Raw genomic sequence first — 13,734 nt, 5'->3', positions numbered from 1 at the left:
ATGCCAGTTTTGATTCACAATCGGTCCTTCGGACGGTGAAAAGTTTCAAGTTGCAAGCTTCAAGTCAAAGCAGACCGGCTTCTACTTGCCGCTTTTAGCTGACAGCCTGCAACTGCTTTCAACCTTTGGTTGAAAACCGATACCCGGTGCCGCGCACGGTTTGTACCAGATTTTCGTAGGCATCCCCCAGGGCCTTGCGCAGTCGACGGATATGCACGTCCACGGTGCGCTCCTCGACGTACACGTTGCCGCCCCAGACCTGATCCAGCAGTTGGCCACGTGTGTAGGCGCGCTCCTGGTGGGTCATGAAGAACTGCAGCAGGCGATATTCGGTGGGTCCCATCTCCGCGGGCCTGCCGTCGATGGTCACCCGGTGGCTGATGGGGTCCAGGAGCAGGCCGCCGACTTCGATGGGGGCCTCGCCATCGGATGGGCCGGCACGGCGCAGCACGGCCTTGAGCCGGGCCACCAGCTCACGGGGGGAGAACGGCTTGGTGATGTAGTCGTCGGCGCCGACTTCCAGGCCCTGGATCTTGTTGTCCTCTTCGCCCTTGGCGGTGAGCATGATGATCGGGATGTCACCGGTCAGCTCGTCACGCTTGAGGCGTCGCGCCAGCTCGATACCGGAGGTTCCGGGGAGCATCCAGTCCAGCAGGATCAGGTCCGGCTTGCGGTCGACGATGATGGCATGTGCCTGCTGAGAGTTCTCTGCCTCCATGCAGTCATAGCCGGCCATTTCCAACGCAACGGCGATCATTTCGCGAATAGGCGCTTCGTCGTCAACGATCAGAATGCTTCTGCCAACCATGCTTGAACCTCTTGTCATTTAACTGTCTTGCGCCGCATTAGATAACGGAATTATTGCAGTCGTGTGACAGTATTTCAGGTCGCGGGGCGAGGTGCAGCTTCCTCGACTAAGCTTGGGGTCCGATTCCTGACAACCACAAAAGAAGGTTTCCATGACTGTGTTCAAGCACTCCCTGAAAGTCCTGCTGGTAGGCGCTGCCCTGGCCCTGCCGACCCTGGCCCTGGCTGCCGAGCCGGCGATGAGCAAGGACGGCATGTTGGTGGATCACAAGGGCATGACCCTCTATACCTTCGCCAAGGACGCTGATGGCAAGTCCATGTGCAACGACAAATGTGCGGCCAATTGGCCACCACTGATGGCCGGGGCCAGCGACAAGGCCGAGGGCAAATGGACGATGATCAAGCGTGACGACGGCAAGATGCAGTGGGCCTATGACGGCAAGCCGCTGTACGGTTTCGTCATGGACAAGAAGGCCGGCGACATGACCGGCGAAGGCAAGATGGACGGCGCCTGGAAGGTCGCCAAGCAGTAACCCCACCTGTGGCGGCTACAAGTCCTGTAGCCGCTGCTGAGCCCGCTAAGCTGCGCAAAGGCCCGCAGGGCGTCCCGTCGAACTTCTAGCGGCCTCAAGCCCGCTGCGTTCTTTCAGGCCCACGTCCGAACGCGGCCCGAGCCTTCGGCAGCGGCTGCACAGAGCTAGCGCAGGGCGTAGTCCAGTACCACGCCAATGAAGATCGCCATGCCTGCCCAGTGGTTGTGCAGGAAGGCCTTGAAGCATTTGAGCCGGTCGCGGTCCCGGGTGTACCAGAACTCCCAGGCGAAGCATGCCGCGGCCACCGCCAGCCCCAGGTGGAACCAGCCTCCCAGGTCGAATCGCGCGCCTGCCAGCAGCAGGCAGCCCAGGGACAGGCCCTGCAAGGTCAGGATGATTACCCGGTCGGCTTCGGCGAACAGGATCGCCGTGGATTTCACCCCGATCTTCAAGTCGTCGTCGCGGTCGGTCATGGCGTAGTAGGTGTCGTAGCCCACGGTCCACAGCAGGTTGGCGATGTACAGCAGCCACGCCGTCGCCGGCAACTGGCCGTCCTGGGCGGTGAAGGTCATCAGGATGCCCCAGGAGTACGCGGCCCCCAGCACCACTTGTGGGTAATAGGTGTAGCGCTTCATGAAGGGGTAGCAGGCGGCCAGCGCCAGGGCGCCGAACGACAGCCAGACCGTGGTGGCGTTGGTGCACAGCACCAGCAGGAAGGCTGTGCCCATGAGTACCGCGAACAACGCCAGGGCTTCCTTGGCGCTGACCTTGCCAGTGGCCAGGGGCCTCTGTTCGGTGCGCTTGACCTGGCCGTCGACCTTGCGGTCGGCGAAGTCGTTGATCGCGCAGCCGCCGGCCCGAGTCAGGACCACGCCGAGGCCGAAGATCAACACATGGCCCAGGGACGGCGCACCCTTGGCGGCGATCCACAGGGCGCTGAGGGTCGGCCATAGCAGCAGGTAGATGCCGATGGGTTTGTCCATGCGGGTCAGTTGCAGGAAGTCCCAGGTCCGTGGATGCAGGCGGTTCAGGGACTGAAGCAGGCGCAGGTACATCAGCAGGCCTCCGGTTGGGCGTCTACGGCGCACCACAGGCTGGGCAGGAAGACTTCGGCCACCAGCAGGCTCAGCGGCCCGCGATCGAAGCGCGAGCGGCGTCCCCACAGGCCGTTGTTGGCGACGGCTTCGGGCAGCCATTCCCGTGGGTAACGACAGACTTCGATGGGACGGCGGGTAAAGGCCTCGTCGCAGAACAGCAGCTCGCCCAGGGAGCGGCTGCCCAGTTCGTCGATGTCCAGCCCGCCTTCCTCCAGGGCGCTGCGCGCGGCAACGCTACGGGCGAACACCCAGGCCTCGCCGTGCCCTCGCAGATACACCTCGCGCACCCAACCCTGGCTGTGCTCTGCAATATCCAGGGCCAGGCATTCGTCGCTGCGCAGGGTTTGCCATTGCTCCACCAGCGGCGTGACGCTGAAGCCATTGTTGGAGAGCCGGGTCAGGCGTCGGGTCAGCGACCCTTCATCGAAAAGCCAGTTGGCGACCAGTGCGCCAGGAAAGGGGGACAGACGGCTTTGCGCCAGCCAGTTCGGGCTCGGCGTGGGGGGCATTGAGTGCGGCACGGTGGGTCGTTATTGGCAGCAAATGAGGTGGCGAGCTTAGCATGACAACCTGGGGTTTTGATTGATCATGGCCGCCTGGTGGCACGAACGTGCTTGCATCTGCCGGTAGCGACCAGTAAAAAACCCCAGTGCCGGATGCTGATCAGCGTGGGGATTGTCCAGAGTCGACCCATCGACCGCCCCGCCGGCTACGCCTGAATGCTCGAGGAAATGCATCGATGAAGAAGTGGCAGTGTGTGGTCTGTGGCTTGATCTACAACGAAGCGGAAGGTTGGCCGGATGACGGTATTGCGCCGGGTACCCGTTGGGAAGACGTGCCTGAAGACTGGCTCTGCCCGGACTGCGGCGTGAGCAAGACCGACTTCGAAATGATCGAGATCGCTTGATCGATTTTTGCAGGCAATGACCAGTAACAAGGAGCAAGGCATGAGCGCACCGGTAGTGATCGTAGGTACGGGCCTGGCGGGGTACAACCTGGCCCGGGAATTTCGCAAGCTCGACGGCGATACGCCGCTGCTGCTGATCACCGCCGATGACGGTCGTTCCTACTCCAAGCCAATGCTCTCCACCGGCTTTGGCAAGAACAAGGACGCCGATGGCTTGAGCATGGCCGAGCCCGGCGCCATGGCCGAGCAGCTCAAGGCCGAGGTCCGTACCCATACCCGGATCAGCGGTATCGATCCGGGCCACAAGCGCCTGTGGATCGGCGAGGAGGCGGTGGTCTATCGCGACCTGATCCTGGCCTGGGGTGCGGAAACCGTACGCGTTCCAGTGCAGGGCGATGCATCGGACCTGATCTTCCCCATCAACGACCTTGAAGACTATGCGCGCTTTCGCGCCGCCGCCGCCGGCAAGCGCCGGGTGCTGCTGCTTGGGGCCGGGTTGATCGGCTGCGAGTTCGCCAACGACCTGATCGTCGGCGGCTATGAGGTGGACCTGGTGGCGCCGTGCGAGCAGGTCATGCCGACCTTGCTGCATCCGGCCGCTGCAGCTGCGGTCCAGGCCGGCCTGGAAAGCCTGGGCGCGCGCTTCCACCTGGGGCAGGTGCTCAACCGTTTGCAACGCAATGGCGAGGCCCTGGAGGCCCACCTGTCCGATGGCCAGGTGATCCTCTGTGACCTGGTGGTCTCGGCCATCGGCCTGCGCCCGCGCATCGACCTGGCCGCCGCGGCCGGGCTGATGGTCAATCGTGGGGTGGTGGTGGACCGCGAGCTCAAGACCTCCCATGCCAATATCTATGCCCTGGGCGATTGCGCCGAGGTCGATGGCCTGAACCTGCTGTACGTGTTGCCGCTGATGAGCTGCGCCCGGGCCCTGGCGCAGACCCTGGCCGGCAAGCCGACGGCGGTCAGCTACGGGCCGATGCCAATCACCGTCAAGACGCCGGTCTGCCCGTTGGTGGTCTCGCCACCGCCACGGGGCATGGAAGGCGTCTGGACTGCCGAAGGGCAGGGTGCCGACATCAAGGCCCTGTGCCGCGACGCCAGCGGCCAGCTGCTGGGCTACGCCCTGACCGGGGCCGCAGTGATGGAAAAACTGGCCCTGAACAAGGAGCTCCCGGCACTGCTGGCCTGAATACGGGTCGTTCTGTCGGAATAACCGGGATTTTGCCCCCACAAAGGTCGCCAGGAGACTGGCGCCACTCTCCAGCGCGTGCCATCCTCACACCCGTCTGCCGCAGTGTAGAGCCTGCGGCGCCTTGGGCGCTGTTCCCGTGAACAGCACGGACATAACAACAAAAAACCGTCAAAGAGGCTTCACACTATGCGTAAACCAGAACTCGCCGCAGCCATTGCTGAAAAAGCGGACCTGACCAAAGAGCAAGCCAGCCGTGTGCTCAACGCCATTCTTGAAGAAATTACCGGGGCCCTGCACCGCAAAGACAGCGTCACCCTGGTCGGTTTTGGCACTTTCTTGCAACGCCACCGTGGCGCCCGCACCGGTAAGAACCCGCAGACCGGCGAGCCGGTGAAGATCAAGGCCAGCAACACCGTGGCATTCAAGCCCGGCAAATCGTTGAAAGACAGCGTCAATCCATAAGCATTGAGCGGGCTCCCGCGATAGGGCGCACGCAGGGGAAAAATAGGCACGCCGAGCGCATCGGGTGCCTATTTTTTTTGCCGGTCGCAAACCATAGGCCTGGCTTGCGAAGGCTGGCAGGCGTAGCTAGGATGCCCGCCTGTTTGCGTTGCGACCCAAGGCCAAGGATGACCCGCCCGATCAGCAATTCCCCTGTATTGACCGTCCTGCTGCGCCGTCTGTTCGTCCCTGCCTGCGTCGCCAGTCTCCTGAGTCTGCCGTCGGCTTTGGCCAGCAGCCAGCCGCGCCTGGAGCCGATTGGCTATCGCGAGGCCCTGAACTGGTTTCACAGCCAGAAGTACGACAACTCCGGTGCCTGGATCTGTGGTTACTCCCTGGCCCGCGAGGATTACAGCGTGGCGCCCAAGGCCCCGCGATTGCTGGTGGAGGTGGCGGAGCGTTTTCTCTACCTCAAGACCGGTGGCCAGCTGGTGGAGCTCACAGGCGCGGTACAAAGCCCGCAACGCAGCGAGTACCAGAATCCCGGAGCGGGTATCCGGATCACCCTGGACATTCTCAAGCGCAACAATTTCAGCGAGTACCAGGAGTCTCACGATCGCCAGGTGCTGGCCCGTATCGAAATCAACGATCAGGTCGAGACCCTGAGGCTCAAGGGGCAATCATGCGGTACCTGAAACTTGCGGGCCTTGGCCTACTGGCCGCCGCGACCTTGTCCGCCCAGGCCGATGAGTCGGCCCCAGGCCAGGGCTGCTATGGCTACCTCACCGAAATGGTGCGCAGCAGTGACTTTCCCTATCGTGACTTCACCACCCCGGACAAGCTCAAGCTGCTGATCGATCGGGATGATGGCCAGCAGTTGAGCCTGCAGCTGTTCTATGAAACGTCCGGTAGCGGGATCATCGGCTGGGTCCATTATGACGTGGTGCAACAGGCCCTGTGGAACGTCACCATCGACCCTGAGGAACCCCAGGCCCTGAAGTTCGATCACCGCTTCGCCAAGGCCTATGCGGCCTGCCTCGAGGCACGCTGAGCCCTGGCTGGCCACGGGTGCGAGCGATGATGCATTTGTTCAAAGTTGCCGACGGGTTCCTTGATTGTTACCGGGCATTGCTTGAAGATTTGCCGTTGTACAACTCCCCCCTTTTCAGCATGGAACGCGAATCCCTTGTCCTCTTACCGTCTTCAAGAAGCCGATCTCGACATCCCTGACGCCTGGCAGGACCAGAGCATCAATATCTTCAAGCTGCCCGCCGTCGGCGGAGCCCAGGAAGCCAGCTTCGTCATCAGCCGCGACCCGAGCCAGGGCGATGCCTCCTTCGGCGACTACGTGGCACGGCAACTGAGCAGTGCCGAGCAGCAGTTGCCCGAGTTCAACCTGATCAAGCGCTGGGACTTCGACATGCACGGCCACGCCGCCGTGCTGCTGGACTACAGCTGGAAGCGCGAAGGCCGCGAGCTGATGCTGCGCCAGGTGTTTATCGAGCGAAAGCCGGCGGTACTGATCACTACCCTGACCACCACGGTCAACGATATGCCCCATCACGAGCCCGCCTGGAAGCAGGCCATGCAGAGCCTCAAGCCCGTGCCATCCGTGGCCTGATGACAAAGGCCAGGTAGTACGCGATGGATATGTTGGCAGCTGCACGCCTGGGGGATGAGATCGCCCATGGTTTTGGTGTCGCGGCAATGGTGGCCGGAGCCGTCGTCGGAGCCTTGATCGGGGCTGCGGTCGTCGCCGCTACCGTGGCCACCGGTGGTGTGGCCCTGGCGATCATGGCCGGTTCGATTGCCGCTGGCGGCTTGTCGATGTTCCAGATCGTCAAGGGCCTGAGCACCATCTTCAACCTGCCCGAACCCAGCACGGGGGTGCTGGTGGAGGGCAGCTTCAATGTCTATATCAACCGGCGCAACGCCATGCGCGCCGGGCAGGACCACTCGTCCTCATGCAGCGGCCTGCCGCTGAACCATCCCATCTGGCCCTTTCCGGTATTGATCGCCGAAGGCAGCGCCAAGGTCACCATCAATGGCAAGCCGGCGGGCCGGCTGCAAAGCAAGATGGTGTGTGGCGCCCATATCAAGACGGGCAGCGAGAACACCTTCATTGGCGGACCGACGGTGCAGGTGGCCTTCGTGCTGGATATCGAGGGTTGGTTGCATACCGGGCTCGAGGCCCTGGGCCTGCTGGCAGCCGGTGGTGCCTTGGTGTTGGCGGCTTGTGCCGGGGCTGGAGCGTTTTTTGGTGCCCTGGCGATCGGTGGCGCGATGTATGGGGGGATGGAGCTGCTGGGAGACCTGGGTGATCGCCTGGGGCCTGGTTATCGAGACCTGTTCCAAGGGGTGGCGGGCATGGCCTTGTTGGGGCTGGGGCCCAAGCTGGCACGGACCCCGATGAACGCGACGCAAAGGACCCTGATGGCCCAGCGACGCCAGGCCCAGATGCTCAAGGACAACCGAGGGTTCAACATCAGCCCGGTGGCATGGGACAAGTACCCAACCATCGGCCGCAATGGCACCTATGTTTCCGATAAAAGGGGAGTTGCGGACGTCATCGGAGACTTTTCGGGACGCTCGAAAGTTACCATCAGCACCGAGAAGGCCGCGAAGCTGGAAAATGCCTTCGGTCTGGAGAAGGGCTCGTTGCAAGATGGCTTCAAGATCCGCCAGGTCGATGACATCGCCGGGCGCATGCCAAGAAGCCCGATGGAGGGCAATCAGTACTTCCTCGGCCCAGGCAAGCACCTACCGGGAGGTGCGCCGGAAATGGTAGTGGAATCGATCCCGACCAAAGACATGGACGGGGTTACAACCTTGACTGAGGTATTTGTAAGTGATTGATCAAGAATTGAAGGCCTATGTGGAAAAAGCCGATACCGACACGGTGCGGGTCCGAATTATCGATTCCACACTGGATTCGGCCTTGGCTGCCTTGGGTTTCTCTGCGGTCGAGCCAGGGGTCTATACCCTGGATGTGGCGGACGACAGGCATAAGGCGCAGCTCTTCGACGCTTTGCGTACCCTCGGCGTGGCTTTCGCCGATGGCAAGGAGTGGTGCCCTGCGGAAGTATTCGAGTACCTGCGCGACATGAATCTCCTCAGCGGCAAGTTCACCCGGATCTCCTGGCGTGAACCTGGACACTACCACCTGGCCCAGGTTTGATCATCGGCCCGGGCACGTAGCGCCGAGTGGCGACTTGCCCGGCGCCAGCCGTCAGCCCAGTGCGGCCAATAGTTGCTTGTTGAACGAATCCTTCTGCTCCCGGTGGTTGGTATAACCAAGGGTCTGTTCGCTCAGGATTCTGGCCAGGGTGTCTGCATCCGGCTTCATGCCATTGCTGCGCAAGGCGATAAAGATAAGTGGAACCGGGTAGGAGAAGTACTTTGGCCTGGCGATCACATCGTTCACCAGGCCGGGGCCGAGGTTGAGCAGGTTGGAGACGATCGGCAGGTCGGTCTCCTGGAGCCTGCGAAGCAGCCGCTGGCAGGTGCTTTCGATGCCTTGTTCGGTGACGGGCAGTAGTGGGCAGGCATCGTCTTCGCTGACGGTCGACATGCTGTAGACAAACTTTGCGTTTGGCAGGTTCGACGGATAGGGCGGGCCTATGCTATCGAGCTCTGCCTGCAGGGTCGGATGCTCGACCAAGATGATGGTTTCGTAGGCCCGGCTGTTGGCCAGGTATTCGAAATGCAGGTTCGCCACGGCCCCCGACTCCTTATGGCTGACCGCGATTTTGTTCTTGGTGACTTTCACGCCGGGATAACCTGCAAGCTCACTCTTGAGAAAGCCCTGTAGTGCCTTTTCAAAGTGACTTCGCAATTCCTTGATGTTTTCTTTCATTTCTCGATTACTCGTTCAATAGCGAAGAAGCCAGAAGTTTGCTGTGTGTTGTGCTCCGTTTCCACCGAACGGGACACCTCTGGCGCCTTTGGTCGCGACTTCGAATTGACCCTGGGTGGTGGCTGAAGGCCTGATCAGGCCACCGCCCAGACCACCATTGGTATTGGCTGGGTTGTTCATATCGAACATCCCGGTTCCCTCTTGGTTCTTGGTCAGTTTGCCGCTGCCATTCTTGACCTCGAAAATGTGATAGTTGCCGGCTTTGTCCTTGGCGACGATGTCTGCCCTGATGCGATAGGTCTTGTTGGTGGTGGGGTTCTTGACCCTCATGGTCAGTTCCTCGCCGACCACCGTAAAGCCGTTCCTCTTCAGGTCGGCCTTGGCTTTTATCGTGCCCCGCCGGCCACTGAAGGCCGATTTGCAGATCCAGCCCAGTGGGTCGACCCAGCCGATCGGGTTGACTGCGTACTGGTAGAGGTTCAACCCGCCAGCCAGGCCGATGGGGTCCGGCGTGGTGAACCGGCCGATGTCCGGGTCATAGAAGCGGAAAGTGTTGAAGTGCAGCCCGGTTTCGCGGTCCAGATACTGACCCTGGAACCTGAGGTTCTGTTCCTCGATATAGTAAGGCTCGCGCAATTCTTCGATAGAACTGCCCCAGACCCGATAGCGAGCCTGCCATACGGTGTGCCCATCAGCCTCGCACAGTTGCTGGGGCAGGCCATTGGGATCGTTGTGGTAGTAGCGGATCTTCTGTTGCGCCCCGAGGCCATCGACCCGCGCCAGGGGCACATGGCCTTCATCTTCATAAAGGTAGAGGCTGGTTTGCTGATTGCGATGCTCCTGCAGCAATCGCAGGCCATCCCAGGTGAACCGGGTCTCGCCCAGGAGATTGCCCTGGCTGTCATGCTCGGTCTTGCGGGTCCGCCGGCCCAGGGCGTCATAGTCCATCCTGACTACGGTCTGGCTTCCCGCCCCCTGGTTGCGGACCTCGATCAAGCGGTGTTCGGCATCGTAGGCAAAGCGCTGTATGCCACGCCGTGCACTGTGTTTTTCTACCATCCGGCCGAAGGCGTCATAACGGTAGCGCTTGTCCTGGTAAGTCAGCAACTTGTTGTGCTTGACCAGGCCTGCGCCCTGAGGCGGCGTCTCCAGGAGGTTGGCCGCGGCGTCGTAGGCGAAGGATTCCTTCTGACCTTGGAGACCGTCCTGGCTGGCGATGATTCGTCCTGTGGCGTCGTAGTGGAATAGCTGGCGATGCTGTCCGTTGGCATGCCGGTCGATCAGGCCCACCAGGTTGTCGTTGCTGTCGTACTCAAGGTGCCTGTCCTGTGCATTGGCTTGCACGTTGGCGCGGCGCAGCCGTGCCCGCAGTCGTCCACCGCGGTCGTACTCGCTTTGCATGCTGACCTGGCCCTGGGTCCGGAGCACTTCGCGGTGCAGGCGATCGCGTTCGAAATCGCTGACGACCTGGCCATCGAGATTGATCTGATGCAGATAGCCACTGCCGTAGTACAGCCGATTCAGCCAACGTCCGTCGGGTAGCTGGGTTTGCGTCAGGTTACCCAGCTCGTCATACCGGTGTTTGAGGCTGCCGGCGGCAGTGCGCTCCTCAAGCAGCTGGCCCAGAGCGTCGTAGGCGAACCCTAGTTCCTGCTGGCCACCGAGCGTGTCGGTGAAGGTCACGGCTACCAACTGGCCCAGGGCATCGAACGCGTATTGGGTACGGCCATCGTCGGTCACCTTGGCCAGCAACCGGCCCACGGCGTCACGCTCGAACCTGTGAACAATCGGTGCGTCAGGTACCGCAGCTACCTGGCTCGATCCTGCGGCGAAGGGCGCTGGGTGGGTCTGGAGCTCGACGACGCTGCTCAGTGGGTCATAACGGTAGCGCTTGCTGCTGCCATCGAGATTGTGTTGCTCGGCCAGGCGATCGCTGTCATCCCAGGCAAAGCGGTAGCTCTCGCCATTTTCGTTGGTCAACGCCTGCAACCGCCCATAGGCATCGTAGCTGAACAGCACGTTCCGCCCATGGGCATCGGTACGCTGGCGCATCTGGCCTCGGCGGTTGTACTGGTAGAGCGTGGTATAGCCAGCAGGGTCCGTGTGGCTCAGCAACTGGCCGCTGTTATCTCGCTGATAGTGTTCGGTGCGACCGTCGGGCAGCTGGCTGCTCAGTAACCGACCTTGGGCGTCGTAGTGGAATCGCGTGTACTCGCCAAGGGCGTCGGTGATGGTTGCTACATTGCCGCGTCGATCATAGTCGAAGCGAGTCGAGTAGCCTGAGCAATCCAGGTGTTCGATGAGTTGGCCAAATGCGTTCCAGCGCAGCTTCCTAGTCTTGCCCGTGGCATCGATGATTTCCACGACCTGGCCTTGGGCGTTGTGGCGATAGCGAGTGACCTGGCCCAGCGGGTCGGTCTCGGCGATGCAGTTGCCCCGCGCGTCGTAGCGCATGTGCCAGCTATTGCCGGCGGCATCGGTCTGTACTTGTGGTAGTGACCAGTGCTCCAGCCACAAGGTCGAGTAGCTATGTCCTAGCGGATCGACCTCGGCGATCAAGTTGCCGGCCTCGTCGTAGCTGTATTCGTAGCGCCCTCCCAATGGGTCGGTGGCACTGAGTAGCTGGCGTTCGTCATTCCATTCAAAGCCCCAGGTCTGCCCAAGGTTGTCGCTGTATTCGACAATCTGCTGCTGGCTGTTCCAGCGACGGGTACTGACGCGTTGCAGGCTATCGGTGACCTGGGTGATGCCCGCGTCCAGATCGTATTCGAATTGGTAGGCGTCGCCCTCGTCGGTCCAGTGGCGCATGACCCGCCAGTGCTGGTCCGGGTGTTGTGCCCATTGATAGAAACAGCGCAGGCCGGTGGCCAGCTGGTGCTCGATCATTCGCTGGCCGGCGTCGTAGGCGAAGCGGCGCTGGACCTGGCTGTCGGCATTGCGCACCTGGGCCAGGTTTCCCGCACCATCGTAGTCGTAGCTGACCAGCACCTCTCGTTGCTGATCGGTAAACAGGCGCTCGACCTTGGCGATCCGTCCTGGCCAGTTGGTGTGGTAGATCAGCTCGACTTGCAATTGTTCGAAGGTATCGCGCAGCGAGATGAGGCGCCCGGATTCGTCATAGCCCAGGTTAAGGCGGTTTTCGTTGCGATCTCCCAGTTGCACCAAACGCAATCGTGAAGGATGTTTTGGCGACGGTTCGAACAGGCGATAGAGACCATCGCTGCTTTCGATCAGCAATTGCCCATTGCCATTGCGTTTTACGGCTAAGCCTTCACCGGGGCTGAAGACTGCGCCACCCAAGGCAGTCGCCCCCATATCGATCCGGCGGGCCTGCTCGTCGATGTAGAGCAAGCGCTCGCCGCCTTCGGGGTGGGATTCGATCTCTACGCTGACCTCGTACGGCAGGCTCCAGCCAGTCCCCAGCAAGCCGTCCCGACGTTCGTCGCGGCTGTTGTAGAGGCGCTGCCATTCGAGGGGGATCAGCCCGGGCAGCGTGAAGTCCAGGTCGTCATCGTCACCCAGCACCTTGGCTCCGGTGGCCGCGTGCACCGGGTTCGGTGAGCCGGAAATGGCTCGGGTCAGGGCATTGGTCGCCTGGCCCACGACAAAGGCGTTAACCCCCGACATCAGCATGCACGGCAGGTTGCTGAGGAACTTGCCCTTGCCGCCCTTGAGCATCAGCAGCACGGTGACCGCCAGCCCCACGCCCGGAGTCTTGCCGCTGCGAATCTCGCGCACCACCACCGAGCCTCCGCCGATGGTCACGTCGGGGGAGATGGGGCCGGCCGATACCACCTTGGCGTCGCAGGTGCTGCGATCGCCGCTGCGCACTGCCGGCTGGCCGTCGATGCTGACCTTCTCCGAACCCTCGGCCAGGTACTGCGGTGGCATGGGCGGGTGCTTGGTACAGGTGATCAGGTCCTGGTCCCTGGGTTCGGAGCCAGGGGCAGGGGAGGCCACGGTGGGCCGCCACATCTGCGAGAAAAATTCCTTGGCCATGTCGAGAAAGCCAGGCTCTTCTTCCGGGGTAGCCGAAGGCGTGTCGGTGGCTTCGCTTTCTTCGGCGCCGTCGCCGCTGATCTGCGTCGGTGGTGCAACACCCGCTGCGCGAGCTGCCGGCTTGTTGTTGGTCAGGACCTTTTTCGAGCCGGTGGCGATGTTGGCCTGGATCGAGGGGGGGAACAGCGCGTTGCCTATGCCCTCGCATAAACTACTCAAGCCTTTGTCGGCCCCGGTTTTGCTCATGGCCACGCCGACCACCACGCTGACCACCAGCCCCAGGACGCAGGCGCCGAGGCCGCCGGTGGCCAGGCTGACGCCCACCGCCGCGGCCACTGCCATGGTGGCCAGGGTGCCGATGGCAATGGTGGCGGCTGCCTCCAGTACACCGCCGAGGATGTCGGCCATCATCGAGGTGTGTTCCAGCCCGTCGCCCAGGCGGGCGGCCCAGAGTGCATCAGACATGCGCGAACCTCAGCCCAGGACCAGGGTGTTCTTGATCTGCTGCCAATGCGCGGCTTCGGCGTCGCCGAGCTTCTGGGCCTTGACGTAGCTCATGGCGAGCATCTGTCGGGTGCCAGGCAGGACCAGCGCGAGCTGGTACTGGAATACCTGTTCCTTGCCCTTGTTGAACTGGCTGCGCAGCTCCATGGCCTGGATCTCCTTGGCCGGCCCCACCAGCACTGGCTGCGGTGCCTGCACGCGTAGCTCCTGGACTTGCTGCTCCAGGCGTTGCAGCTGGCTGGCCAGGTTGCTCTCCAGGGTTTCGTCCGCAGCCAGCAGGCTGCGGCTGACGATCAGCGAAGTGCCCAGTTCAGGGAACTTGAGGATATTGATCGAAGCATCCTGCAGCTCGCTGGCCGGCAGCTGGAATTGCAGTTCGTTGAGGCGATAGGTCATGA

At 62.0% G+C, this 13,734-nt stretch carries 15 protein-coding genes; 9 read left to right on the top strand and 6 right to left on the bottom strand.

The features are described from left to right. Positions 1-118 precede the first annotated feature (118 nt). Complete coding sequence (phoB, locus tag ATY02_RS00395; RefSeq protein WP_068577591.1) at positions 119-808, bottom strand: phosphate regulon transcriptional regulator PhoB; 690 nt, start codon at positions 806-808, stop codon at positions 119-121. Positions 809-959: 151 nt separating this feature from the next. Between phoB and ATY02_RS00390 the strand changes: the two genes are divergently transcribed. After that, complete coding sequence (locus ATY02_RS00390; protein WP_068577593.1) at positions 960-1,340, top strand: hypothetical protein; 381 nt, start codon at positions 960-962, stop codon at positions 1,338-1,340. A gap of 164 nt (positions 1,341-1,504) precedes the next feature. On the opposite strand, the gene ubiA is transcribed toward ATY02_RS00390, so the two are convergent. Together ubiA and ATY02_RS00380 are read right to left on the bottom strand one after the other, a co-directional pair. Beyond that, the gene (gene ubiA, locus ATY02_RS00385; protein WP_068577594.1) at positions 1,505-2,395 is read right to left on the bottom strand and encodes a 4-hydroxybenzoate octaprenyltransferase; all 891 of its coding nucleotides are present in this window, start codon (positions 2,393-2,395) and stop codon (positions 1,505-1,507) included. Further along, positions 2,395-2,958: a chorismate--pyruvate lyase family protein gene (locus tag ATY02_RS00380; protein ID WP_068577596.1), complete on the bottom strand. Its 564-nt coding sequence runs from the start codon at positions 2,956-2,958 to the stop codon at positions 2,395-2,397. Before ATY02_RS00380 ends, ubiA begins: the two co-directional genes overlap by 1 nt. Before the next feature lie 218 nt (positions 2,959-3,176). On the opposite strand from ATY02_RS00380, the gene ATY02_RS00375 reads away from it, so the two are divergent. The 8 genes from ATY02_RS00375 to ATY02_RS00340 all read left to right on the top strand — a co-directional run bounded on the left by ATY02_RS00375 (position 3,177) and on the right by ATY02_RS00340 (position 8,155). Next, positions 3,177-3,344 (top strand): rubredoxin, encoded by a 168-nt coding sequence (locus ATY02_RS00375; RefSeq protein WP_022641880.1) that lies wholly within the window; start codon positions 3,177-3,179, stop codon positions 3,342-3,344. A 40-nt stretch (positions 3,345-3,384) separates the two neighbouring features. Next, positions 3,385-4,533: an NAD(P)/FAD-dependent oxidoreductase gene (locus tag ATY02_RS00370; RefSeq protein ID WP_068577599.1), complete on the top strand. Its 1,149-nt coding sequence runs from the start codon at positions 3,385-3,387 to the stop codon at positions 4,531-4,533. Between the two features lie 189 nt (positions 4,534-4,722). Continuing rightward, a complete protein-coding gene (locus ATY02_RS00365) occupies positions 4,723-4,998 on the top strand; it encodes an HU family DNA-binding protein (RefSeq protein WP_068577601.1) in 276 nt (91 codons plus the stop codon). Positions 4,999-5,165: 167 nt separating this feature from the next. Next, complete coding sequence (locus tag ATY02_RS00360) at positions 5,166-5,672, top strand: hypothetical protein (protein WP_068577603.1); 507 nt, start codon at positions 5,166-5,168, stop codon at positions 5,670-5,672. After that, complete coding sequence (locus ATY02_RS00355; protein WP_068577604.1) at positions 5,660-6,028, top strand: hypothetical protein; 369 nt, start codon at positions 5,660-5,662, stop codon at positions 6,026-6,028. Before ATY02_RS00360 ends, ATY02_RS00355 begins: the two co-directional genes overlap by 13 nt. A 135-nt stretch (positions 6,029-6,163) precedes the next feature. After that, positions 6,164-6,598: a DcrB-related protein gene (locus ATY02_RS00350; protein ID WP_068577606.1), complete on the top strand. Its 435-nt coding sequence runs from the start codon at positions 6,164-6,166 to the stop codon at positions 6,596-6,598. A gap of 23 nt (positions 6,599-6,621) precedes the next feature. Next, positions 6,622-7,833 carry a PAAR domain-containing protein gene (locus ATY02_RS36405; RefSeq protein WP_083235617.1) on the top strand — a complete coding sequence of 404 codons (1,212 nt, stop codon included), beginning with the start codon at positions 6,622-6,624 and terminating at the stop codon, positions 7,831-7,833. Beyond that, on the top strand, positions 7,826-8,155 hold the full coding sequence (locus ATY02_RS00340) for a hypothetical protein (RefSeq protein ID WP_068577607.1): 330 nt from the start codon (positions 7,826-7,828) through the stop codon (positions 8,153-8,155). Before ATY02_RS36405 ends, ATY02_RS00340 begins: the two co-directional genes overlap by 8 nt. A 51-nt stretch (positions 8,156-8,206) precedes the next feature. On the opposite strand, the gene ATY02_RS00335 is transcribed toward ATY02_RS00340, so the two are convergent. From ATY02_RS00335 to ATY02_RS00325, 3 genes are read right to left on the bottom strand one after another with little or no spacing between them, the layout of a single operon-like run. Continuing rightward, positions 8,207-8,833, bottom strand: coding sequence for a hypothetical protein (locus ATY02_RS00335; protein ID WP_068577608.1), 627 nt, complete (start codon positions 8,831-8,833; stop codon positions 8,207-8,209). A 15-nt stretch (positions 8,834-8,848) separates the two neighbouring features. Next, on the bottom strand, positions 8,849-13,297 hold the full coding sequence (locus tag ATY02_RS00330; RefSeq protein ID WP_068577610.1) for an RHS repeat-associated core domain-containing protein: 4,449 nt from the start codon (positions 13,295-13,297) through the stop codon (positions 8,849-8,851). 9 nt (positions 13,298-13,306) lie between these two features. Further along, complete coding sequence (locus ATY02_RS00325; protein WP_068577611.1) at positions 13,307-13,732, bottom strand: DcrB-related protein; 426 nt, start codon at positions 13,730-13,732, stop codon at positions 13,307-13,309. Positions 13,733-13,734 lie beyond the last annotated feature (2 nt).

Origin of the sequence: Pseudomonas sp. BIOMIG1BAC, assembly GCF_001705995.2 — a bacterium.
GTDB lineage: Bacteria > Pseudomonadota > Gammaproteobacteria > Pseudomonadales > Pseudomonadaceae > Aquipseudomonas > Aquipseudomonas sessilinigenes.
This window is presented reverse-complemented; position numbering and strand designations above follow the sequence as displayed.

Bases quoted from the DNA above. Each gene is read 5' to 3' on its own strand.
- ATY02_RS00355 (WP_068577604.1), top strand. From the start codon at position 5,660: ATGCGGTACCTGAAACTTGCGGGCCTTGGCCTACTGGCCGCCGCGACC.
- ATY02_RS00360 (WP_068577603.1), top strand. From the start codon at position 5,166: ATGACCCGCCCGATCAGCAATTCCCCTGTATTGACCGTCCTGCTGCGC.
- ATY02_RS00370 (WP_068577599.1), top strand. From the start codon at position 3,385: ATGAGCGCACCGGTAGTGATCGTAGGTACGGGCCTGGCGGGGTACAAC.
- ATY02_RS36405 (WP_083235617.1), top strand. From the start codon at position 6,622: ATGGATATGTTGGCAGCTGCACGCCTGGGGGATGAGATCGCCCATGGT.
- ATY02_RS00390 (WP_068577593.1), top strand. From the start codon at position 960: ATGACTGTGTTCAAGCACTCCCTGAAAGTCCTGCTGGTAGGCGCTGCC.
- ATY02_RS00375 (WP_022641880.1), top strand. From the start codon at position 3,177: ATGAAGAAGTGGCAGTGTGTGGTCTGTGGCTTGATCTACAACGAAGCG.
- ATY02_RS00325 (WP_068577611.1), bottom strand. From the start codon at position 13,732: ATGACCTATCGCCTCAACGAACTGCAATTCCAGCTGCCGGCCAGCGAG.
- ATY02_RS00330 (WP_068577610.1), bottom strand. From the start codon at position 13,297: ATGTCTGATGCACTCTGGGCCGCCCGCCTGGGCGACGGGCTGGAACAC.
- ATY02_RS00335 (WP_068577608.1), bottom strand. From the start codon at position 8,833: ATGAAAGAAAACATCAAGGAATTGCGAAGTCACTTTGAAAAGGCACTA.
- phoB (WP_068577591.1), bottom strand. From the start codon at position 808: ATGGTTGGCAGAAGCATTCTGATCGTTGACGACGAAGCGCCTATTCGC.
- ubiA (WP_068577594.1), bottom strand. From the start codon at position 2,395: ATGTACCTGCGCCTGCTTCAGTCCCTGAACCGCCTGCATCCACGGACC.
- ATY02_RS00365 (WP_068577601.1), top strand. From the start codon at position 4,723: ATGCGTAAACCAGAACTCGCCGCAGCCATTGCTGAAAAAGCGGACCTG.